This window comes from Streptomyces sp. NPDC028910, assembly GCF_055564955.1.
Window position 1 is genome coordinate 56,221 of record NZ_JBVHVF010000022.1, and the last position, 21,660, is coordinate 77,880.

19 protein-coding genes, 1 tRNA gene and 1 pseudogene are annotated in these 21,660 nt (G+C 71.6%); 15 read left to right on the top strand and 6 right to left on the bottom strand.

Translation table 11 applies throughout. From position 1 onward, the window contains the following. Positions 1 to 3: 3 nt before the first annotated feature. The 3 genes and pseudogenes from ACZ4TV_RS24705 to ACZ4TV_RS24715 all read left to right on the top strand — a co-directional run bounded on the left by ACZ4TV_RS24705 (position 4) and on the right by ACZ4TV_RS24715 (position 2,554). A complete protein-coding gene (locus ACZ4TV_RS24705) occupies positions 4 to 672 on the top strand; it encodes an HAD family hydrolase (RefSeq protein ID WP_468137006.1) in 669 nt (222 codons plus the stop codon). Between the two features lie 352 nt (positions 673 to 1,024). Further along, a pseudogene (locus ACZ4TV_RS24710) lies at positions 1,025 to 1,531 on the top strand (tyrosine-type recombinase/integrase); the annotation flags it as partial. A gap of 168 nt (positions 1,532 to 1,699) precedes the next feature. Further along, complete coding sequence (locus tag ACZ4TV_RS24715) at positions 1,700 to 2,554, top strand: DUF6551 family protein (RefSeq protein ID WP_468137007.1); 855 nt, start codon at positions 1,700 to 1,702, stop codon at positions 2,552 to 2,554. Between the two features lie 155 nt (positions 2,555 to 2,709). Here the strand turns inward: ACZ4TV_RS24715 and ACZ4TV_RS24720 are convergent. Beyond that, positions 2,710 to 2,784: transfer RNA gene (locus ACZ4TV_RS24720), tRNA-Cys, on the bottom strand. A 181-nt stretch (positions 2,785 to 2,965) separates the two neighbouring features. Here ACZ4TV_RS24720 and ACZ4TV_RS24725 point away from each other — a divergent pair. From ACZ4TV_RS24725 to ACZ4TV_RS24750, 6 genes are all read left to right on the top strand, one after another. Then, positions 2,966 to 4,423: an MFS transporter gene (locus ACZ4TV_RS24725; RefSeq protein ID WP_468137009.1), complete on the top strand. Its 1,458-nt coding sequence runs from the start codon at positions 2,966 to 2,968 to the stop codon at positions 4,421 to 4,423. A gap of 220 nt (positions 4,424 to 4,643) precedes the next feature. Further along, entirely contained in the window at positions 4,644 to 4,844 is a 201-nt protein-coding gene (locus ACZ4TV_RS24730) for a hypothetical protein (RefSeq protein WP_468137010.1), read from the top strand. Further along, the gene (locus ACZ4TV_RS24735) at positions 4,841 to 5,221 is read left to right on the top strand and encodes a type II toxin-antitoxin system death-on-curing family toxin (protein WP_468137012.1); all 381 of its coding nucleotides are present in this window, start codon (positions 4,841 to 4,843) and stop codon (positions 5,219 to 5,221) included. Before ACZ4TV_RS24730 ends, ACZ4TV_RS24735 begins: the two co-directional genes overlap by 4 nt. Positions 5,222 to 5,336: 115 nt before the next feature. Then, positions 5,337 to 7,121: a DEAD/DEAH box helicase gene (locus ACZ4TV_RS24740; RefSeq protein ID WP_468137013.1), complete on the top strand. Its 1,785-nt coding sequence runs from the start codon at positions 5,337 to 5,339 to the stop codon at positions 7,119 to 7,121. Between the two features lie 302 nt (positions 7,122 to 7,423). Then, positions 7,424 to 8,065 carry an IclR family transcriptional regulator gene (locus tag ACZ4TV_RS24745; RefSeq protein ID WP_189747270.1) on the top strand — a complete coding sequence of 214 codons (642 nt, stop codon included), beginning with the start codon at positions 7,424 to 7,426 and terminating at the stop codon, positions 8,063 to 8,065. A 215-nt stretch (positions 8,066 to 8,280) separates the two neighbouring features. After that, positions 8,281 to 9,078, top strand: a complete 798-nt coding sequence (locus tag ACZ4TV_RS24750; protein ID WP_468137014.1) for a S16 family serine protease — start codon at positions 8,281 to 8,283, stop codon at positions 9,076 to 9,078. Positions 9,079 to 9,123: 45 nt separating this feature from the next. Here ACZ4TV_RS24750 and ACZ4TV_RS24755 read toward each other — a convergent pair whose 3' ends face one another. Continuing rightward, positions 9,124 to 9,603 carry an Lrp/AsnC family transcriptional regulator gene (locus tag ACZ4TV_RS24755; protein WP_468137015.1) on the bottom strand — a complete coding sequence of 160 codons (480 nt, stop codon included), beginning with the start codon at positions 9,601 to 9,603 and terminating at the stop codon, positions 9,124 to 9,126. Positions 9,604 to 9,743: 140 nt separating this feature from the next. On the opposite strand from ACZ4TV_RS24755, the gene hppD reads away from it, so the two are divergent. Then, on the top strand, positions 9,744 to 10,889 hold the full coding sequence (gene hppD, locus ACZ4TV_RS24760; protein WP_468137016.1) for a 4-hydroxyphenylpyruvate dioxygenase: 1,146 nt from the start codon (positions 9,744 to 9,746) through the stop codon (positions 10,887 to 10,889). A 315-nt stretch (positions 10,890 to 11,204) separates the two neighbouring features. On the opposite strand, the gene ACZ4TV_RS24765 is transcribed toward hppD, so the two are convergent. Next, positions 11,205 to 12,692 carry a hypothetical protein gene (locus tag ACZ4TV_RS24765; protein ID WP_468137017.1) on the bottom strand — a complete coding sequence of 496 codons (1,488 nt, stop codon included), beginning with the start codon at positions 12,690 to 12,692 and terminating at the stop codon, positions 11,205 to 11,207. Between the two features lie 96 nt (positions 12,693 to 12,788). Here ACZ4TV_RS24765 and ACZ4TV_RS24770 point away from each other — a divergent pair, with 96 nt between their 5' ends. Next, complete coding sequence (locus tag ACZ4TV_RS24770; protein WP_468137018.1) at positions 12,789 to 14,171, top strand: FAD-binding oxidoreductase; 1,383 nt, start codon at positions 12,789 to 12,791, stop codon at positions 14,169 to 14,171. A gap of 62 nt (positions 14,172 to 14,233) precedes the next feature. Here ACZ4TV_RS24770 and ACZ4TV_RS24775 read toward each other — a convergent pair whose 3' ends face one another. Continuing rightward, positions 14,234 to 14,713 (bottom strand): SsgA family sporulation/cell division regulator, encoded by a 480-nt coding sequence (locus tag ACZ4TV_RS24775; protein WP_468137019.1) that lies wholly within the window; start codon positions 14,711 to 14,713, stop codon positions 14,234 to 14,236. 258 nt (positions 14,714 to 14,971) lie between these two features. Between ACZ4TV_RS24775 and ACZ4TV_RS24780 the strand changes: the two genes are divergently transcribed. Together ACZ4TV_RS24780 and ACZ4TV_RS24785 are read left to right on the top strand one after the other, a co-directional pair. Further along, positions 14,972 to 16,498, top strand: coding sequence for an RDD family protein (locus ACZ4TV_RS24780; protein WP_468137020.1), 1,527 nt, complete (start codon positions 14,972 to 14,974; stop codon positions 16,496 to 16,498). Between the two features lie 84 nt (positions 16,499 to 16,582). Further along, positions 16,583 to 17,326, top strand: a complete 744-nt coding sequence (locus ACZ4TV_RS24785; protein ID WP_468137021.1) for an RDD family protein — start codon at positions 16,583 to 16,585, stop codon at positions 17,324 to 17,326. Positions 17,327 to 17,416: 90 nt separating this feature from the next. On the opposite strand, the gene ACZ4TV_RS24790 is transcribed toward ACZ4TV_RS24785, so the two are convergent. After that, positions 17,417 to 17,695 (bottom strand): hypothetical protein, encoded by a 279-nt coding sequence (locus ACZ4TV_RS24790; protein ID WP_468137022.1) that lies wholly within the window; start codon positions 17,693 to 17,695, stop codon positions 17,417 to 17,419. A gap of 472 nt (positions 17,696 to 18,167) precedes the next feature. Here ACZ4TV_RS24790 and ACZ4TV_RS24795 point away from each other — a divergent pair, with 472 nt between their 5' ends. Then, entirely contained in the window at positions 18,168 to 20,522 is a 2,355-nt protein-coding gene (locus ACZ4TV_RS24795; protein WP_468137083.1) for an immune inhibitor A domain-containing protein, read from the top strand. Positions 20,523 to 20,634: 112 nt separating this feature from the next. After that, entirely contained in the window at positions 20,635 to 20,949 is a 315-nt protein-coding gene (locus tag ACZ4TV_RS24800) for a hypothetical protein (protein WP_468137024.1), read from the top strand. A 6-nt stretch (positions 20,950 to 20,955) separates the two neighbouring features. On the opposite strand, the gene ACZ4TV_RS24805 is transcribed toward ACZ4TV_RS24800, so the two are convergent. Further along, on the bottom strand, positions 20,956 to 21,549 hold the full coding sequence (locus ACZ4TV_RS24805; protein ID WP_468137025.1) for an isochorismatase family protein: 594 nt from the start codon (positions 21,547 to 21,549) through the stop codon (positions 20,956 to 20,958). Positions 21,550 to 21,660 lie beyond the last annotated feature (111 nt).

Genomic DNA, 21,660 nt, shown 5'->3' on the forward strand with positions numbered 1-21,660 from the left:
CGTGTGCGGCTGCTCGCGCTCTTCGACCTCGACAACACCCTGATTGACCGGCAAGTCGCACTCAAAGGGTGGATCGGGCAGTTCCGCGGAGACCGCGGCCTGACTGCCGATGCTGAGCGCTTGTTCGGAGCTGCACTGCGCGCGAGAGCCGACCAAACAGACTTCGAGCGCCTGAGGGGCCCGCTCGGCCTGACCGAATCGGTTGACTCCCTGCGGAGCGAGTACGTCACCGGCATGTCCGCCCGAGCACGCTGTCTCCCCGGCCTGCCTGTTGCCCTCGGGCGGACGCAGGCGGTCGGCTGGACGCTCGGAGTGGTCACCAACGGCGCCGTGGATATCCAGCTCGCCAAGCTGCAGAGTGCGGGGTTGGTGGACCTGTTCGACGGCGTTTGCGCCTCGGGGGAGGTCTGCGTGCGGAAGCCCGGACGGGCTGTCTTCCACGCCGCAGCCCAGCGCTGCGGCACCACCCTCGCCAAAGGCGGGTGGATGGTGGGCGACAACCCGCAGACGGACATCGAAGGCGGTCGCGCGGCGGGGCTGCGGACGGCATGGATCTCCGCCGGACGGCAATGGCCGGCAGGTGTCCGCAGCCCCGACCTGGTGGCGAGGACTGCCTCAGAGGCGATTGGCCTCCTGCTAGGGCAGTGCGCTCACACTTCCGGCGCGGGGTGAAGCCTCGCGAGGGCCTTGCCGAAGTCCAGCTTCTGATCCCGGGAACTCGCCCAGCGCTCCATGACCAGTGCTGCGGCTGCCGCGAGGTCGCTCGGCAGGCCCGCTTCATCGAGCGCGTCCGCGGCTTCTCGCAGCTGTGTCCTTCCCTGAGCTGGGCGGACCGTAGAGGACCACACCGGACCGTGTCACAGATCGCCTCCGCTCAGCACGTCCCGGGCCTCATCAACCAGTGCCACGGCCGCGCCGAGCCGGTTGTCGACTACGAAGTGAGGCCCCTGGGGCCGCAGTTCCATGTCAACTGTGGCGATGTATTCGTCCCATGACTCCATCTTCCAAGCGTCGCGGGCCGCCCCCCTGCGGCCGGAAGGCCGGGTACTGCCCGGAGAGGCGGCGCAGCAACCCGGAGACCTCCGTCACCAAGTCGCGTGCCGGCCGCCGCGCGGTCGGTCTCCCGGAACAGCTCGTTGACCTCCTGGGCGCCCACCGCAAGGCCCAGGAGGCGGAGCGGCAGGCGGTTGGGAAGCGCTGGGTGGAAGGGGACTGGGTGTTCCCCGACGAGCACGGGCGCAGCCCGTCCCACAGGAGGGACTGGGCCGAGTGGAAGGCTCTGCTCGTCGAAGCGAAGGTTCGTGACGGGCGGCTGCACGATGCGCGGCACACGGCGGCCACGGTTCTGCTCATCCTCGGGGTGCCCGAGCGCGCCGTGATGGGTCTCATGGGTTGGTCGACCACGGCCATGGCCGCGCGGTACCAGCACATGGTCGACGCGGTGCGGACCGACGTTGCGAGGCAGGTGGACGGGCTGATCTGGCAGTCCGATGCGCTTCGGGCGGGAGACGGTAGAGAGAGTGGGTCCTAGTAAGTCACCTTGATTGCATGGATGTTCTGCTAGTTGCCGTTGAACTTGCTCGCTGACTGGTCCAGTTGTCGGATAGCCTGATCGTCGATCAGTCGCCGTCTCCCGCATTCGGGAGCTGACATGTGTCGCCGTCGCCCCCACTGGGGTGCTGACACAAGAGGAGAAACCTTGCCCAGCAAGGACTACAGCTACGACATCCCGGACCACCCGATCGATTACCAGAGGTTGGATCCGAGGGACATCCAGTTCGATCACCGCGCGCAGCGCAACCTCAACAAGGCCCGTGCGCGGACCATTGCTGAGAAGCTGGTCCCCACGGCTCTGGGGACGCCGATCCTCTCGAAGCGTGAGGATGGGCTGTATGCGGTGGACGGTATGCACCGCCTCTACGCCTGCCAGCTCATTGCGGCCGGCGAGGTCTCGGTCCCGAAGAAGGTCCGCAACGCCGTTCAGGTCATCGTTTGCGAGGTTCACTCCGACCTCTCGATGGCCAATGAGGCGTCGCTGTTCATCATCAAGAACAAGGAGTCCTCGAAGGTCGGACCGAACGACGAGTTCAGGATCGGTTTGTTGGCCGGGCACCCGCTCTTCCAGGACACCAACATCGTGCTGGAGAAGCACCAGCTCAAGGTTGGCAGCAGCTCCGCCAACGGCGTGCGCGGCATCAAGGGCATCCTCAGCATCGTCATGGACCACGGCCCTGAGACCCTGGACCAATCGCTCACCATCGCTGAGGAAGCCTGGGGCCGCCACCCTGACACCTGGCACGCCGTCACTATCGGCGGCATTGCCACGGTGATATCCAAGCACCCTGAGTTGAAGGCCAAGGAGTTGGCGGAGAAGCTCAAGCGCCAGGGCGACCCCACTTCCTTCAAGGCCAAGATTCAGACCATCGCCACCAACAACAACACCCGCGCCGACGGCACCAAGGGCCGCCTCAAGGCCGCTCACTTGGCTGTTGCCTCCGCGTGGAACGCCAACCGCCGCGTCAACCGCATCCCCCTTCCGAACATCTTCGAGTAGCCCCAGCTGAGGTGGCGCCTCGCCCTTACTCCTGAGGTGCGGGATGCCATGCACTCCTCGCTCGTCACCGTGAACTGAGACGGGAACTGAGACGGATGGCCGAAGTGGCGACACCCCGCCGGGGTGTCGCCACTTCGTTTTGCCTTGTCAGGCGCTGGAAGCCGTGACCGGAATCGAACCGGCGTGCCTCGCTTTGCAGGCGAGTCCCTCAACCACTCGGGCACACGGCCGTGAGGTGTGATGTGCTCGACCGTACGGGGGGCCGGGGGGCCGAGGAAGGGCTGCGCGGCGGGCGCCATGCGACTGCCATGCCGCTGCCATACCCCGTTCACAGTCCTAGGTCGCGGGGCCGAGGCGGGATCCGTCGTATGGACAGGGCCGAGACCGGGGTACGCACCTTACGCTGGGGCGATGAGCGCCCTTGAACCCCGTGTGCCCCAGAGAGCCGCGCCGGTCCCGCCCCTGCCACAGGGCGGGATCCTCGGGCCCGCGTACCGGACGATCAGCATCGGGATCATCTCCGTCGTCTTCCTGATCGCCTTCGAGGCCACCGCCGTGGGGACGGCCATGCCCGTCGCCGCGCGGGAGCTGGACGGGGTCGGGCTCTACGCCTTCGCCTTCTCCGCCTACTTCACGACCAGCCTCTTCGGCATGGTGCTGGCCGGGCAGTGGGCCGACCGGCAGGGGCCGCTGCGGCCGCTGACCGTCGGCATCGCCTCCTTCGCCTCCGGGCTCGTGGTCTCCGGGACCGCCGGGGCCATGTGGGTGTTCGTGGTCGGGCGGGCCGTGCAGGGCTTCGGCGGCGGGCTCGTCATCGTCGCGCTGTACGTGGTGGTCAGCCGGGCCTACGAGGAGCGCGTGCGCCCCGCCATCATGGCCGCCTTCGCCGCCTGTTGGGTGGTCCCCTCGATCGTCGGACCGCTGGCCGCGGGCACGGTCACCGAACACCTCGGGTGGCGGTGGGTGTTCCTCGGGATACCGGCCCTCGTCGTCGTGCCGCTGGTCGTCGCGCTGCCGGCGATACGGCGGACCGCGTCCGGGCCCATCGAAACGGGTGGCGAGCCCGTCGCCTTCGACCGGCGGCGGATCCGGCTGGCCTTCGGGATCTCGGTGGGGGCGGGGCTGCTCCAGTACGCCGCGCAGGATCTGAGGTGGCTGTCGCTGGCGCCGGGCATCGCCGGCACGGCCCTGCTGGTGCCCGCCGTGCTGGGGCTGCTGCCGCGCGGGACCTACCGGGCGCGGCGCGGACTGCCGTCCGTGGTGCTGCTGCGCGGGCTGGCCGCGGGGTCGTTCATCGCCGCGGAGAGCTTCGTACCGCTCATGCTGGTCACCCAGCGGGGGCTGAGCCCGACGCTGGCCGGGTTCTCGCTCGCGCTGGGCGGGGTGACGTGGGCGGGCGGCTCGTGGGTGCAGTCGAAGGGGCGGATGGCGCCGTACCGGGAGCGGCTGATGGTGGGCGGGATGGTGCTGGTGGCGCTGGCCATCGCCGCGGCGCCCGCCGTGCTGATCGAGTCCGTGCCGGTGTGGACGCTGGCGCTGGCCTGGGCGGTGGGCTGCCTGGGGATGGGGCTGGTGATCGGCTCGACGAGCGTGCTGTTGCTGAAGCTGTCGGCGCCGGAGGAGGCGGGGACGAACTCCGCCGCGCTGCAGATCTCGGACGCGCTGGCGAACGTGGTGCTGCTGGCCGGTGGGGGCGCCGCCTTCGCCGCGCTGGGGGGTGGCGCGGTGGGGGCCGCGCACGCCGTCACCGCCGGGGGACCGGCCTCGCATCCCGCCGCGTTCGCGGTGGTGTTCCTGCCGATGGCCTGCGTGGCGCTGGTGGGAGCGTGGGTCGCGACCCGGCTGCACGCTCCCGAAGCCGGGGCGTGAGTGCACGGGCGGGGCGCCGCTGCCGGGGCTCCGCCCCAGAGCCCGCGCCGCACGGGTAGCGGCGCCGCTGCCTGGCCTCCCCCCAGACCCCGCGCCGCACGGGTATGCCGGCGCCGCTGCCGGGGCTCCGCCCCCAGAGCCCGCGCCTCCATCGCCGGCGGCGCCGAGGGGGCCGGGAAAAGGTGCGGAACCGGGGGTTCGGAGTGGCTACGCTGCGGGGATGGACGACCTGATCATCGGGCTTTCCGACGCTGAGCGCGCGGAGCTTGCCGACCTTGCCGACGCCCTCGGGCAGACACCCGAGGAGCTCGCGCTGGAAGCCGTACGGGCGCACGTGCGGGCCGAGCGCCAGCGGGTCGGGGAAGCCGCCGGGCGGCTTGCCCGGCAGCACGCCGGGCTGTTGAAGCGGCTGGGCGAATGACCCGCCACCTCACGCTCGCCGAGGTCCTCGACCTCGCCCGCCACGCCTGCCTGGCCCACGACCAGCCCGTCGAACTGCGCGCCCCGGGGCTGCTGGAGTCGGCGGTCCACCGGCCGCGGGCCAGGATGTTCGGGACCCCGGCGTACGGGGACCCGTACGAGCAGGCCGCCGCGCTGCTCCACGGCATCGCCACGAACCATCCCCTCGTCGACGGGAACAAGCGCACCGCCTGGCTGGCCGCCGCGACGTTCCTCGCGGTCAACGGGGTCGACCTCGGCGACGTGGACCAGGACGTCGCCTACGCACTGGTCATCGACGTGGCGGCCGGGCACGAGGCGGAGATCGGCCGGATCGCCGGCCGGCTGCGCTCCATGTGACGCTCGCCGCACCGCCCGAGGTCACGGGCCTGTCCCTCCGCGAGGGGCGGGCCCGTGCCGGTAAGGTGGCCCGGTTGTCCTACGTACGACTGCCGAGAGCGACGAACCGGAGACCGTGACTACTACCGCCTCCCACCACCTCTCACCCGCCTTCCCGGGCCGTGCCCCTTGGGGTACGGCCAGCGCGCTGCGCGCCTGGCAGCAGGGGGCGCTGGACCGCTACATCCAGACCCAGCCGCGGGACTTCCTCGCCGTCGCGACGCCCGGCGCGGGCAAGACCACCTTCGCGCTGACCCTCGCCTCCTGGCTGCTGCACCACCACGTCGTCCAGCAGGTGACGGTGGTCGCGCCGACCGAACACCTCAAGAAGCAGTGGGCGGAGGCGGCGGCGAGGATAGGCATCCGGCTCGACCCCGAGTACTCCGCCGGTCCGCTCAGCAAGGACTACCACGGGGTCGCCGTCACCTACGCCGGTGTCGGCGTGCGGCCGATGCTGCACCGCAACCGCTGCGAGCAGCGCAAGACCCTCGTGATCCTCGACGAGATCCACCACGCCGGTGACTCGAAGTCCTGGGGCGAGGCCTGCCTGGAGGCCTTCGACCCGGCGACCCGGCGCCTGGCGCTGACCGGTACGCCCTTCCGGTCCGACACCAACCCGATCCCCTTCGTCACGTACGAGGAGGGGAACGACGGGATCCGGCGGTCGTCCGCCGACTACACCTACGGCTACGGGAACGCGCTGGGGGACGGGGTCGTCCGGCCCGTCATCTTCCTTTCCTACAGCGGCAACATGCGCTGGCGGACCAAGGCCGGCGACGAGATCGCCGCGCGGCTCGGCGAGCCGATGACGAAGGACGCCATCTCGCAGGCCTGGCGCACGGCGCTGGACCCGCGCGGCGACTGGATGCCGAACGTGCTGCGCGCCGCCGACCAGCGGCTGACGGAAGTCAGGAAGGGCATCCCCGACGCGGGTGGCCTCGTCATCGCCTCCGACCAGGACTCGGCGCGCGCCTACGCCAAGCTGCTGCGGGAGATCACGGGCAGCAAGGCGACCGTGGTGCTCTCCGACGACACCGGCGCGTCGAAACGGATCGACGAGTTCAGTGCGGACGGCAGCCGCTGGATGGTCGCCGTCCGAATGGTGTCCGAGGGCGTCGACGTGCCCAGGCTCGCGGTCGGGGTGTACGCCACGACCATTTCGACCCCGCTGTTCTTCGCCCAGGCCGTCGGGCGGTTCGTGCGTTCGCGCAGGCGTGGCGAGACGGCCTCCGTGTTCCTTCCGACGATTCCTTATCTCCTCGGCTTCGCCAGTGAGATGGAGGTCGAGCGCGACCACGCCCTCGACAAGCCGAAGAAGCAGGGCGAGGAGGATCCGTACGCCGAGTCCGAGAAGGAGATGGACGAGGCGAACAAGCAGGAGGACGAGGACACCGGCGAGGACGAGCAGATGTCCTTCGAGGCGCTGGAGTCCGACGCGGTCTTCGACCGGGTCCTCTACGACGGCGCCGAGTTCGGCATGCAGGCGCACCCGGGCAGCGAGGAGGAGCAGGACTACCTCGGCATCCCCGGGCTGCTGGAGCCGGACCAGGTGCAGATGCTGCTGCAGAAGCGGCAGTCGCGGCAGATCGCGCACAGCCGGCGCAAGCCGGACGCGGAGGCGGACCTGCTGGAGCTGCCGGCCGACCGGCGGCCGGTGGTCTCGCACAAGGAGCTGCTGGAGCTGCGGAAGTCGCTGAACACGATGGTGGGCGCGTACGTCCACCAGAGCGGGAAGCCGCACGGGGTGATCCACACGGAACTGCGCCGGGTGTGCGGGGGGCCGCCGAGCGCGGAGGCTACGGCGGGGCAGCTGCGGGAGCGGATCAAGAAGGTGCAGGAGTGGGCCACCCGTATGCGGTGAGTTCACACAGAAAAGGGGACGGGTCCGTGCGGAGCATCGCACGGACCCCGTTGGTTGGGAACGACGCGGGGAGCGGTCAGGAACCGGCATAAAGAGGTAGTTGGCGCCCGGATTCTGGACGAGCCCTTCCGCTGAGCGGACCTGCTCGCTACTGTCCCCGCATCGAACGCACCGTGGCAGCGCCGCCGCGGGAGCGCAGCCGGTGCCATGGCCGCTACCGGCGGCCTCTCCGTGCGCTGCCGCGGGACCGGCGGCGTGCCACCCCGAGAGTCACCGCCGCTCACGAAAGAGGGAGAGGTGTCGTGACAGCGGAAACCTCCCAGACTCTCGACAGAGGGCTCAGAGTCCTCAAACTGCTCGCCGACACCGACCACGGTCTGACCGTCACCGAGCTCTCCAACCGCCTCGGTGTGAACCGCACCGTGGTCTACCGGCTCCTCGCCACGCTCGAACAGCACGCCCTGGTCCGCCGTGACCTGGGCGGCCGGGCCCGCGTCGGGCTCGGGGTGCTGCGGCTGGGCCGGCAGGTGCATCCGCTCGTACGCGAAGCGGCCCTGCCCGCGCTGCGGTCCCTCGCCGAGGACATAGGGGCCACCGCGCACCTGACCCTCGTCGACGGCACCGAGGCGCTCGCCGTCGCCGTCGTCGAGCCGACCTGGACGGACTACCACGTGGCCTACCGGGCCGGCTTCCGCCACCCGCTGGACCGCGGGGCCGCCGGGCGGGCGATCCTGGCCGCCCGTCAGGGCTCGCTGATCGAACCGGGGTACACGCTGACCCACGGGGAGCTCGAAGCGGGCGCCAGTGGCGCGGCCGCGCCGCTCGTGGGCATCACCGGGCTGGAGGGCAGCGTCGGCGTGGTCATGCTGTCCGACGCGGTGCCGGAGCGGGTGGGGCCGCGGGTGGTGGACGCGGCGCGGGAGGTCGCCGACGCGTTGCGCTGAGCCGCGGGCTCGGCGGGTGCGGGTGCGGGTGCGGGTACCTCCGGGTGCCGGTCCGTTGCCGGGTGCGGCGCCGTTGCCGGGGGCGCTGCCCCCGGACCCCCGCGCCTCAAACGCCGGCGGGGCTGAAAGAGCGCCTCGAACGCCGGCGGGGCTGGATGTGCCCGGGCTGGATGTGCCCGGGGTGGGGGGTGGGGCGGGGCCTATAGATTGGGCGGGTGCTCTCTCGTCTCACACGTTTGTCGCGTCCCGTCGCCCTGGCCGTCTGTGCCGTGCCCGTGGTCGGGGTGTTCGTTGCCGCGGCCTTCGCGCCGTTGCCCTTCGTGGTCGCCGTGCCCGGGCCGACGGCCGACGTGCTGGGGTCCGCGAAGGGTAAGCCGGTCATCACCGTCACCGGAGCTCCGGTCCGGGAGACCAGTGGCCAGCTGCGGATGACCACGATCCGGGCCACCGGTCCGTCCTCGACCATGCGGCTGCACGAGCTCGTCGGTCACTGGTTCGAGACCGATCAGGCGGTCATGCCGCGGGAGGCCGTCTACTCCTCGGGCGGAAGCGACGAGGAGATCGAGAAGCACAACCTGGAGGAAATGGCCAGGTCGCAGACGGCCGCGGCCGATGCCGCCCTCCGTTATCTCCACAAGGACCCCAAGGACGTGAAGGTCGAGCTCAACCTCGCCGACGTCGGCGGCCCGAGCGCCGGTCTCCTCTTCTCCCTCGGCATCGTCGACAAGCTCGACGGTGACGGCAGCGGCGGCGATCTCACCGGCGGACGCAGCATCGCCGGTACGGGCACTATCAACGCCGACGGCGCGGTCGGCGCCGTCGGCGGGGTGGCCCTGAAGACCCAGGCCGCGCGGCGCGACGGGGCGAGCGTGTTCCTCGTACCGAAGGCGGAGTGCGCGGACGCCCGGTCGGAACTCCCCGAGGGACTGCGGCTCGTCCCCGTCACCTCGCTGACGGATGCGGTGAACTCCCTTCGCGCGCTGAACCGGGGAGAAGCCGCTCCGTCCTGCTGACGGCCGCCTTGCGCAGCGCCGTCGTCGCCGCCGCCGGGCCCGTACTCAGTGCCGGCTGTCGTCCGCGGCCGCCTGCTCGACCAGCGGGATGATCCGCAGGGGCACCGGGTTCTCCATGACGATCGCCGTCGAGGCCCTGACGATCCCCTCGAAGCCGACCACGAGGTCGATCACCCGCTGGAGGTCGGCGTTGGAGCGGGCCACGAGCCGGCACAGCATGTCCCCGTGCCCGGTGGTGGTGTGCAGCTCCAGCACCTCCGGCACCCCGTTCAGGTGGGCCCGTACGTCGGCCCCCTGCCCCTGCTTGATCTCCAGCGTGGCGAAGGCGGTCACCGGATATCCGAGGGCCGCCGGGTCGACCTGCGGGCCGAAGCCGCGTATGACCCCGTTCGCCTGGAGCCGGTCGAGGCGGGCCTGCACCGTGCCGCGCGCCACGCCGAGGCGGCGCGAGGCCTCCAGGACCCCGATCCGCGGCTCGCGGGCGAGCAGGACGATGAGCCGGCCGTCGAGGTCGTCGATGCCCATGGATGCCTCCGGTGTCCACGCATGCTCGCGGGTGGTCATAGTGCACAGATGTTTCAACCATCCTGCGGCCATACTGGGCACTCTGTACACCCAAAGAGGAAACTATTGCGCAGCTTGTGGATCGGCGGGACTCTGCGCTCATGACTGAGACCCTCGACACCACCCCGCACACCGCGCGTGAGGCCGACCCCTTCCCGGTGAAGGGCATGGACGCGGTCGTCTTCGCCGTGGGCAACGCCAAGCAGGCCGCGCACTACTACTCGACCGCCTTCGGCATGAAGCTCGTGGCCTACTCCGGACCGGAGAACGGCAGCCGCGAGACGGCCAGCTACGTCCTGACCAACGGCGCCGCCCGCTTCGTCATGACCTCGGTCATCAAGCCGACGACGGACCACGGCCGCTTCCTCGCCGAGCACGTCGCCGACCACGGCGACGGCGTCATCGACCTCGCCATCGAGGTCCCCGACGTCCGTGCCGCGTACGCGTACGCCGTCGAACAGGGCGCCCGCGGCCTGGACGAGCCGTACGAGGTCAAGGACGAGCACGGAACGGTCGTACTGGCCGCCATCGCGACCTACGGCCAGACGCGCCACACGCTCGTCGAGCGCGGCGACTACACCGGGCCGTACCTGCCGGGCTACGAGGCCGTCGCCCCGATCGTCGAGCCCCCGGCCAAGCGCACCTTCCAGGCCATCGACCACTGCGTCGGCAACGTGGAACTCGGCCGGATGAACGAGTGGGTCGCGTTCTACAACAAGGTCATGGGCTTCACGAACATGAAGGAGTTCGTGGGCGACGACATCGCGACGGAGTACTCGGCGCTGATGTCCAAGGTGGTCGCGGACGGCACCAAGAAGGTCAAGTTCCCGATCAACGAGCCGGCGATCGCGAAGAAGAAGTCGCAGATCGACGAGTACCTGGAGTTCTACGGCGGCCCCGGCGTCCAGCACATCGCGCTGGCCTCGAACGACATCGTCTCCACGGTGCGGACGATGCGCGCGGCGGGCGTCCAGTTCCTGTCCGTGCCCGACACGTACTACGACACGCTCGGCGAGTGGGTCGGCGACACCCGGGTGCCGATCGAGGAGCTGCGCGAGCTGAAGATCCTGGCCGACCGTGACGAGGACGGCTACCTGCTGCAGATCTTCACCAAGCCGGTGCAGGACCGTCCGACGGTCTTCTTCGAGATCATCGAGCGGCACGGATCGATGGGGTTCGGCAAGGGGAACTTCAAGGCGCTGTTCGAGGCGATCGAGCGGGAGCAGGAGAAGCGGGGCAACCTGTAGGTTGCGGCCGCCGGCCCCTCGGACCCCTCGGCTGCCGCCGGGGGGTCCGTCCGTTGCGCGGGTGCGGCGCCGTTGCCGGGGGCGCTGCCCCCGGACCCCCGCGCCTCAAACGCCGGCGGGGCTGGATTTGCCCGGCGGGGCTGAAAGAGCGGGGCTCCGCCCCGGACCCCGCGCCTCAAACGCCGGCGAGGCTGGATTTGCCCGGCGGGGCTGAAAGAGCGGGGCTCCGCCCCGGACCCCGCGCCTCAAACGCCGGCGGGGCTGGATTTGCCCGGCGAGGCTGAAAGAGCGGGGCTCTGCCGCGGACCCCGCGCCTCAAACGCCGGCGGGGCTGGATTTGGTCGGCTTCGGGTTCGGCTTCGGGAGTTCCGGTTCTACCCACGGGGTGGTCGGGCGCAGGTGTTGCGGGCCGCCCTCGGGCGGCTGGCCGATCGCTGCCAGGGCCTCCTTCGCCAGCGGTGCGCGGAGCGGCGAGAAGTGCGGGTTCGTCCGCATCGCCTCCTCCAAGTGGCGGCGGGCCGACGCCTCGTCGCCGAGGCCGCGCTCGATCATCGCCCGGTGGTACGCGAAGTCGGCGCTGCGCAGGCCCGGTTCCGTGGCCTTCTTCGCGTACTCCAGCGCCGCCGTGTCCTCGCCCGCCTTGTGCAGCGCCCACCCCAGCGCGTCCGCGACCTGCATGCTCTTGTGCCGCTCCCACTCCTCCGACAGGCGCCGCACCGCCGCCGCCGGATCGCCGTGGTCCGCCTCGTACAGGCCCAGGACCACGTCCTCGTCGACCCCGTTCCTGCCGTCCCGCTCCGCCAGCGCGCCCAGCACGTCGTACTGCTCGCGCGCCTCCTCCTCCCGCCCCAGCGACTCCAGCAGCTCGCCCAGTTCCTTCGCCAGCTGCGGCACCGGGGTCCGCCCCAGCGCCATCCGGTAGTCCCGGACCGCCTCCCCGCCGCGCCCCAGGGCGGCCAGCGCACGGGCCCGGCCGCCGAGCGCCTGCGCCTGCGCGGGATCCGTCCGCAGCGCGCCCTCGTACAGCCGCAGCGCCTCCCCCGCCTCGCCCCGCTCCCAGGACAGCTCCCCGAGCCGGAACAGCGCGTACGCCTTCTCCGCCGGGGCCTTCGCCGCGCCCGCCGCCTGCTCCATCGCCACCACCGCGTCCTCGCGCCAGCCGCGGTCCCGGTAGACCTGCGAGGCCCTGACGTACGCCGCCAGGCCCGGCCGCAGCTCCAGCAGCAGCTCCATCGCCTTCTGGGCGCCCTTGTAGTCGCCGAGCCCGGTGTACGCGTCCACGAGCACCGGGTACGCCGCCCACCGCCGCGGCGCCTGCGCCCGTACGAGCTCGCCCCACTTCTTCGCGGTGGCGAAGTCTCGCCGGGCATTGGCCAGCGCGCCCATGCTCGTCATTGCGTCGAAGTTGCCCTTCTCGGCCGGCCGGACCTCCAGCGACCGCTTCAGCGCCTTCTCCGCCTTCGGGAACCAGCCCGAGTCCGCGGTGCGCCGCGCCTGTTCGAGGTAGGCGGAGCCGAGGACCGCCCACGAGGCGTCGTCGTCGGCGTGCGCCGCCACCCACTTCTCCCGGTCCGCCACCAGCGCCGTCAGGTCCACCGCCGCCGCGGGCGCGCCCATGCCCACCGCGGACGCGGCCCGCTCGCTCGGCCCCGGCGGGCGGGCGTCGTCACCGGTCCGGGCCGGCCGGATCAACAGGGCCCCGGCGATCAGGACCACGGCGACCGCGGCCGCCACGAGCGTCTTGCGGCCGGTGAAGGTCACGGGCGGCGCCGGCGTCTGCGATTCCTCGTCGAAACGGTCCATGGGGTCACTGTGCGTCAATATGAAGAGCTCGCCGAGGTGTCCGAAGGGGGGCGCGGGCGTGTTCACACCGATGGCCCCGGGTGCCACGCTGGACCCATGGATGACGATCTCTCCGCACGCCTGCGCGCGAGCCTCCTCGAAGGGCTCCCCGCCGAGGCCCTCCTCACCGATCCCCAGGTGACCGCCTCCTACGCCACCGACATGGCCAGCTTCTGCGCCGCCGGCACCCCGGCGGCCGTCGTCCTGCCCCGGACCGTCGAACAGGTCCAGCACGTCCTGCGCACCGCCACCGCCCTACGGATCCCCGTCGTCCCACAGGGCGCCCGTACGGGCCTGTCGGGCGCCGCCAACGCCTCCGAGGGCTGCATCGTGCTGTCCCTGGTGAAGATGGACCGGATCCTGGAGATCTCCCCCGTCGACCGGATCGCCGTCGTCGAGCCGGGCGTGGTGAACGCCGTGCTCTCGCGGGCCGTCGCCGAACAGGGCCTGTACTACCCGCCCGACCCCTCCAGCTGGGAGCAGTGCACCATCGGCGGCAACATCGGCACCGCCTCGGGCGGCCTGTGCTGCGTCAAGTACGGGGTCACCGCCGAGTACGTGCTCGGCCTCGACGTGGTCCTGGCCGACGGGCGGCTGCTGCGCACGGGCCGGCGTACCGCCAAGGGCGTCGCCGGATACGACCTCACCCGGCTCTTCGTGGGCTCCGAGGGCAGCCTCGGCGTCGTCGTCCGGGCCGTCCTCGCGCTGCGGCCCGCGCCGCCCCGGCAACTGGCGCTGGCCGCCGAGTTCCCCTCGGCCGCGGCCGCCTGCGCCGCCGTGTGCGCCGTCATGGAAGCCGGGCTGACCCCCTCGCTGCTGGAACTGATGGACCGTACGACCGTCCGGGCCGTCAACGCGCTCGGGAAGATGGGGCTGCCCGACACCACCGAGGCCCTGCTGCTCGCCGCCTTCGACACCCCGCACGCCCCCGAGGACCTCGAAGCCGTGGGGAAGCTGTGCACGGCCGCCGGGGCCACCGCCGTGGTGCCCGCCGAGGACGAGGCCGAGTCCGAACTGCTGCTCCAGGCCCGCCGGATGTCCCTGACCGCCCTGGAGACCCTGCGGCCCGCCACGATGATCGACGACGTGTGCGTACCGCGCTCGCGGCTCGCCGAGATGCTGGACGGGACGGCCGCCATCGCCCGCGCGTACGACCTGCTCATCGGGGTCTGCGCGCACGCCGGGGACGGCAACACCCACCCCGTGGTCTGCTTCGACCCGGCCGACGAGGACGAGACGCGGCGGGCCCGCGAGTCCTTCGACGAGATCATGGCGCTGGGGCTGGAACTGGGCGGGACCATCACCGGCGAGCACGGGGTGGGGGTCCTGAAGAAGGAGTGGCTGGCCCGCGAACTCGGCCCGGTCGGGCTGGAGCTCCAGCGCTCCGTCAAGCAGGCCTTCGACCCGCTGGGACTGCTCAACCCGGGCAAGCTCTTCTGACCGTACGGGGCGCGGGCGCGGGCGGTGGGGCCGACCGGGGCCCGGGGCTTCGACGGGCGGCATCACAGGTCCCCCTCGGCCGACTCGTCCGACGGCCACGGGTCGCGCAGCCACAGGTCGTCGGCCGGGGTCGGGGTGAGCAGCTCGGCCAGCGCCGCGTCCAGACCGAGCCGCTCCGGCTCGCTGCCGGGCGGGACGACGCGCAGGGTGCGCTCCAGCCAGGCCGACACCGAGGTGGCGGAGGCCTCCAGCAGGGCGTCGCCGTCGGGGGAGCTGAGCGCCATGCAGAGCACGGCCTTGTTGTCGACCTTCGTGGGCCAGATCCGGACGTCACCGTGGCCGCACGGGCGGAACACCCCCTCGACGAGCAGCTCGCGGGCGAAGGTCCAGTTGACGGGGGTGCTGGAACCGGTGTGGAAGGTGATGTGGACGGCGTACGGGTCGTCCGTCAGGTAGAGGAGCCGCGCGGGGACGGGGATGCTGCGCTCGGGGGACAGGACCAGCTTCAGTTCCAGCTCGCGCTCGATGACGGGGTGGTACATGGCGGCCTCACTTCGGTTCGGTGCGTGGGGCCGGATGGCGCCCCACACCCGGAGAGAGCGCCGATGTGCCCGGGTATGACGCGACTTCCGGCGGCGAACCGTGGATTGGCCTGATTCTGTCGGCTGACCGAAAACCGTCGTGGGGGGCGGCGTTCGCTCAATGGCTTGGATTCTCCCGTTACCGGACCTGTCGGCCCGAGGTTCTTGGCTATGGTCCTCCCCTTGCACAAGCCTCAAGCCACGATCGGAGTTGGGGACATGACGGCCTCCCCTGGTGACGGCGAGCACGCGGCCCGCGAGGGCTACTACCCCGATCCGTCCATCCCCGGGTACATCCGGTACTGGAGCGGCGCGGCCTGGGTGCCGGGTACGAGCCGCCCTGCCGAGGCGCTGGCTCCTGTCCCGGTCCCGGCTCCTGCTCCGGCTCCGGCTCCTGTCCCCGCCCGTGCGCCTGCCCCCGCCCCCGTCGCCGCCCCTGCCCCCGTCCCGGTCGCCGCCCCTGCCGCCCGTGCCGCCCGTGCCGACGAGACGGGGCCGGTGTTCCTGGACGAGACCTCCGTGACCGAGGCGCTGCCGGAGCGCGAAGCCGAACCCGTTTCCTCCGCCTCCGCCTCCGCTTCCTCCGCCTCCGCTCCCGCTCCCGTCGCCGAGCCCGTGGTGTGGCAGGCCGACCCCGTGCACCAGGCCGGCTTCGGCGGGCCGCGCGACCACCGGGTCTCGTGGGGCAGCCCGCCGGAGCCCGCGGACGGGCAGGTGTCCGCCCGGCCGGCGGGGATCTCCCTCGCCCGTACGGCGGCTGCCGCGGCGGCGCCCGGGCGACTCCCCGCGCAGGCCGCCGCGGGGATCCTGTCGGCGCGGTCCCCGGCCGCCCCGGCCCCGGCTCCGGCTACGCCCCCGGCCGCCCCCGCTCCGGCGCAGCCCGCCCAGGCCCAGCCGGCCCCGGCCCCCGCCCCCGCCCCGGCCTGGCCCGAAGCCCCCGGAGCCGGCCGGTCCGGACTCACCTCCTCCTGGCCCGAGGCCGCCGCCGAACCCGCGCCGTCCCGGCCCGAAGTCCCGGCCGCCGCCCCGGCCCCGGAGCCCCCGGAGCACCAGGCACCCGCTGCCGAGCCCGCCGCCGCTCCCCGGCCCGAGGTGTGGGCGCCCCGGCCCGCCGGAGTCCGCCCGCAGGTGCCGCAGCCCGAGGCGGCCGCCCCGGCGGAGCCCCGGCCGGGGAGCCGGGAGCCGCGCGAGTCCGAGGAAGCCCGCCCGGGCCGTACCGCCTCGCGCGCGGAGGGCCCCCGTACGCCCCGGGCCGTCTTCGAGCGGATGGCCGAGCGGGCCGTGCGCCCCGCCGGATTGACCCGCCGGGCCGTGGCCCGCGTCCTGGACTCCCTCGTCCACACCGCCGTCGCGGCGGGAGCCGCCCTGCCCCTCCTGCCCGGAGCCACCGCCCACGTGGAGGCCAAGGTGGACGCCGCCCGGGCCAGCGGCCGCACCACCACCGTCTGGCTGTTCGACGGGACCATCGCCGGTCAGCTGGGCCTGGTCCTCGGCGCGGTCCTCCTCTTCGGGGTCCTCTACGAGGTGCTGCCCACCGCCCGCTGGGGCCGCACCCCGGGCAAGAAGCTGCTCGGCGTCCGGGTCCTGGCCACGGCCACCCTGCGCCCGCCCACCTTCGGCGCGGCCCTGCGCCGCTGGCTGGTGTTCGCCCTCCTCGGCCTCCCCGGCAGCCTGTGGTGCCTCGTGGACCGCCCGCGCCGCCAGGCCTGGCACGACAAGGCGGCCAAGACGTACGTGGCCCGCTAGGCCCTGTCCGGGCCTGGAAGCGACCCATCCCCGAATGGACGCCCTCACGTTGCAGGGCTGACGGAGCCGGGTTCGACTCGGGCCATGAGCACCGACCAGCCGCGGCCGGGCGAGCCGCCCGAGGACGACCCGTTCCGGAAGAAGCCCCAGGAACCGACGCCTCCGTCGGGCGGCTCGCCGTACGGCTCGCCGCCCCCCGGCGGGACCGGCGGGACCCCGACCCCGCCGCCGGGAGGCCCCTACGGCGGCTCCGGCGCGGGCGGTGGATATCCGCCCCCACCGCCCCCGTACGGCGGAGGAGGCGGCCCGGGTGACCCGTACGGCGGCCACGGCATGCCCGACCCCCTCGCGGGCATGCCGCCGCTCGCGGACACCGGTAAGCGGCTCGTCGCGCGCATCATCGACTGGCTGATCGTGGGGATCCCGCTCTGGCTCATCTGGTTCGTCTCGGTCCTGTTCAGCAGCGACCCCGACGCGGCCGAGGAGATGTCCGACGCCGCCGCCAACTGGTACGCCGGTGGCTTTCTGCTGTGGCTGCTGATCGGGATCGTCGCCTACATCACCTACGACTGGTACTTCACCCACAAGAGCGGCCAGACCCTCGGCAAGAAGGCGATGAGTCTGCGTGTCGCCATGCTCAACGACGGCAGCGTGCCCCCGTCCAAGACGGCCCTCGGCCGGGCAGCGGCCCTGTGGCTGCCGTCCCTCGTCCCCTGCTGCGGTGGCGTCTGGTGGATCGTCGTGTTCATCTCGCTCCTGGTCGACAAGCCCTACCAGCAGGGCCTGCATGACAAAGCCGCCAAGACCGTCGTCGTCCAGTCCACCTGACGCGTAGGCAGCACCAGCACCAGCACCACAGCGGCAGAGCAGCACTCAGCGGGCGGTCCCCCTCCGGGGAGGCCGCCCGCACCGCGTCGTTCAGTGGTGGACGGGGTGTTCGGCCTCGGCGGGCCGGGGATCGGGCACTCGGGCGGCGGCGCCGACCGGCTTCGCGCCGGTCCGGGTGGCCGCGTGGCGGCCGCGGCGCTTCGGGACGGGCACGGTGAGGGCGACGAGCAGACCCAGGGCGAGCGCGGCGGCGGAGATGACCGCGACTCCGAGCCCGGTGCTCGTCTGCGAGAGCAGCAGCATGGCGATCGTCGACACGATGACCGTGGCGGACCCGTAAGCGAGCTGTGCGGCAGTCGGACGCGGCATGGCGATATCCGTCCTCGGGAGGGGAGGGGGAGTCGGCTCAACAGGTCGCGCGTCAAGTGACTCTATGACGGGAGATGCCCGAGCGGAACCGCCGGTAAGCGTGACCTAACCCACGGTGCCGGAGCACGGGGGGCGCACGGGGTCATCTTCCCGCGCCCCGACAAGGGGGGAAATGTGGACGGGGCGGACCTGCGGCGGGGTCGGGAAGCGCCCTTCGCCCCGTATGGCAGCGGAACGTCCGGATAGCGGAACTGCCTGACCGCATAGTGCAGTTGTAAGGGCGAAGTCAAGGTCTGTCTTTTCTTGCTTCTCTCCGGTCAAATGTCGTCACTTGAGACGCGCGCCGCGCGGAACCCCCCGCTCCTATGGAGAAGTTCCGACCTACGTTGCGGCCGCGGGAGGGGAACGACATCAAGTGACCAGCAACTCCGCCAGACGGCGTGCGATCCGTGCTGCCGCCGTCATCGTGACCATGGCCGCGTGCGCGACCAGTGCCACCTTCTTCACCATCACCGCCGCGCAGGCCAACCCCAGTCCGCTGGGCGCGCCCGCCGCGGACCGGCAGGACCCGACCGCTCCTGCCAAGGTCGTCGAGCACGACCTCAAGGGCCCGTTCAGCGAGCAGCAGGCGCAGCAGCGCGAGGCCGCCCTGGAGCAGGTCCTCAGCGGCAAGAAGGACGTCGAGCAGCGCGACGGCTCCAAGGTCGTCAAGCTCGACGACAAGAAGTACGTCGAGCTCGGCCGCGAGAAGACCGACAAGATCTTCACGATCCTCGTCGAGTTCGGCGACCAGGTCGACGACACGACCATGTTCGACCCGGACGGCCCCGGCCCGAAGCCGGCGGTCCCCAAGTACGGCGGCACCCCCGGGCCGATGCACAACACGATCGCCCAGCCGGACCGCGCCAAGGACAACAGCACCGCCTGGCGCAAGGACTTCAGCCGCGAGTACTTCCAGGACCTGTACTTCGCCACGGGTCAGGGCAAGGACTCGCTGAAGACCTACTACGAGAAGACCTCCTCGGGCCGTTACTCGGTCGAGGGCGAGGTCTCCGACTGGGTCAAGGTCCCGTACAACGAGGGCCGTTACGGCTCCAACTACTGCGGCCAGAGCAACTGCGCCAACGTCTGGGACACCGTCAAGGACGGTGTCACCGCGTGGACCGAGGCCCAGAAGAAGGCCGGGAAGACCGACGCGGAGATCAAGGCGCAGCTGGCCCAGTACGACCAGTGGGACCGCTACGACTTCGACACCGACGGCAACTTCAACGAGCCCGACGGCTACATCGACCACTTCCAGATCGTCCACGCGGGCGAGGACGAGTCGGCCGGCGGCGGCGCGCAGGGCACCCACGCGCTGTGGGCGCACCGCTGGTACGCCTACGGCACCCAGGCGGGCAAGACCGGCCCGGAGAACAACAAGGCCGGCGGCACCCAGATCGGCACCACCGGCATCTGGGTCGGCGACTACACGATGCAGCCCGAGAACGGCGGCCTCGGCGTCTTCGCGCACGAGTACGGCCACGACCTCGGCCTGCCCGACCTCTACGACACCTCCGGTGGCGGCGAGAACAGCGTCGGCTTCTGGTCCCTGATGTCGGCCGGCTCCTGGCTCGGTACCGGCAAGGACTCCATAGGCGACCTCCCGGGCGACATGACCGCCTGGGACAAGCTCCAGCTGGGCTGGCTGAACTACGACACGGCGAAGGCCGCGACGAAGTCCACCCACAAGCTGGGCGTGGCCGAGTACAACACCAAGGACAAGCAGGCGCTCGTCGTCGAGCTGCCCAAGAAGCAGGTCAAGACCGAGGTCGTCGCGCCCGCCGAGGGTTCCACCCAGTGGTGGAGCAACATGGGTGACGACCTCAAGAACACCCTGACCCGGTCGGTCGACCTGACGGGCAAGACGTCCGCCGCGCTGTCCCTCAAGGGCTGGTGGGACATCGAGGCCGACTACGACTACCTCTACACCGAGGTGTCCACGGACGGCGGCGCCAACTGGACCGCCCTCGCCGGCACCGCCGACGGCACGGCCATCCCGGCCGATGCCTCCGGCAGCCCCTCGCTCACCGGTGTGTCGGAGTCCTGGAAGTCGCTGAACTTCCCGCTCGACGCCTACGCGGGCAAGAAGATCGACCTCCGCTTCCGCTACCAGACGGACGGCGGCGCGGGCGGCAAGGGCTTCACCGCCGACGCCGTCACCCTCACCGCGGACGGCTCCCCGCTGTTCACCGACGGCGCCGAGAACGGCGACAACGGCTGGACCGGCAAGGGCTTCTCGCGCATCGGCGCCAGCTTCACCAAGGAGTACGCGCAGTACTACCTGGCCGAGAACCGCCGCTACGTCTCGTACGACTCCACCCTCAAGGTGGGCCCGTACAACTTCGGCTTCGGCAACACGCGCCCCGACTGGGTGGAGCACTACCCGTACCAGGACGGCCTGCTCATCTGGCAGTGGGACACCTCCCAGAAGGACAACAACACCAGCCAGCACCCGGGCCAGGGTCTGATCCTTCCGGTGGACGCCAACGCCAAGCCCATGAAGTGGGCCGACGGCACCCTGCTGCGGAACAAGATCCAGCCGTACGACGCGACCTTCAGCGCCTACTCGACGGACGCGTTCACGCTGCACAAGAACGGCGAGTCGCTGTTCCTGAAGCCGAAGCCCGCCAACATGGTCTTCGACGACCACAAGGGTAAGTACTACTACGACGAGAACCCGACCGGCTCGGTGAAGGTCACTGACACCAACACCAAGATCAAGATCACCAAGGAGACCTACGACGGTCTCGTCATGACGGTCGAGGTCGGCCCCTCCGTCAAGTAATTCGGTAAAGCAGCAGGTCAAAGCATGATCGGCCGTCGCCCTCTAGCGGGCGGCGGCCGATCACGTTTAGATGCGCGGTACGAGTTTCTTATTGACGGGGGAGATGACAGCCATGCCCGGTGGAGGTTTCGTCAGATTGCCAGGCGGCAGCGTGGTGGTCGCGCTCACGCTGCCGAGGCCCTCACCCGGTGAGGGCGGGGACGACGGAAACGTCCGCGTGCTGGTGCACGCCGCGAACCGGGCCCGCGCCCTGACCAGGCTGCGGAACCTCGGGATGCGGGCGGTGTACCTGCGGGGCAACGCGCAGCCGCCCACACCGGACGAGGTCACGGCCGTCCTGCACCACCCCGACGGCCTGCTGTGGCGCGGCGCGCCCGACCGCGCGCAGGAACTCTGGCACCCCATCCGCGCCCTGCTGGGCACCTAGGGGTTCTTAGCCCGCCTCGCCCCCGACGAGGGTCACGCCGGCCGTACGGAGCTCCTCCAGGGCCCGTGCGGTGGTGTGCGGGGCGACGGCGGCGGTCAGGTCCAGCAGGACGCGCGTGCCGAAGCCGGCCCGGGCGGCGTCGAGGGCGGTGGCCTTCACGCAGTGGTCGGTGGCGATCCCGACCACGTCCACCTCGGTGACCTGCCGGTCACGCAGCCACTGGGCGAGCGTCGCCCCGTTCTCGTCGGTGCCCTCGAAACCGCTGTACGCGGCCTCGTACGCGCCCTTGTCGAAGACGGCGGCGACGGCCCCCGAGGCCACGGCCGGGGCGAAGTTCGGGTGGAAGCCCACGCCCTCGGTCCCGGCGACGCAGTGGACGGGCCAGGAGTTCTCGTAGTCCGGCTCGGCCGGGGGGCGCGCGAAGTGCGGCCCGGGGTCGACGTGGTGGTCCCGGGTGGCGACGACGTGCCGGTAGGCGGGCGTGGCCTGCCCGATGTACTCGGTGACGGCGGCGGCGACGTCGGCTCCGCCGGCGACCGCGAGGCTGCCGCCTTCGCAGAAGTCGTTCTGTACGTCGACGACGATCAGTGCGCGGTGCATGACGTTGTCCTTCGCTCGATGTCCCTGTGCGGCGGCGGGGCCCCGCGGGGGCTCTTCCCCCACCCCGCCCCTTCCCGAAACTGGGGCGGAGCCCCCGCAACGGGCCCGCGG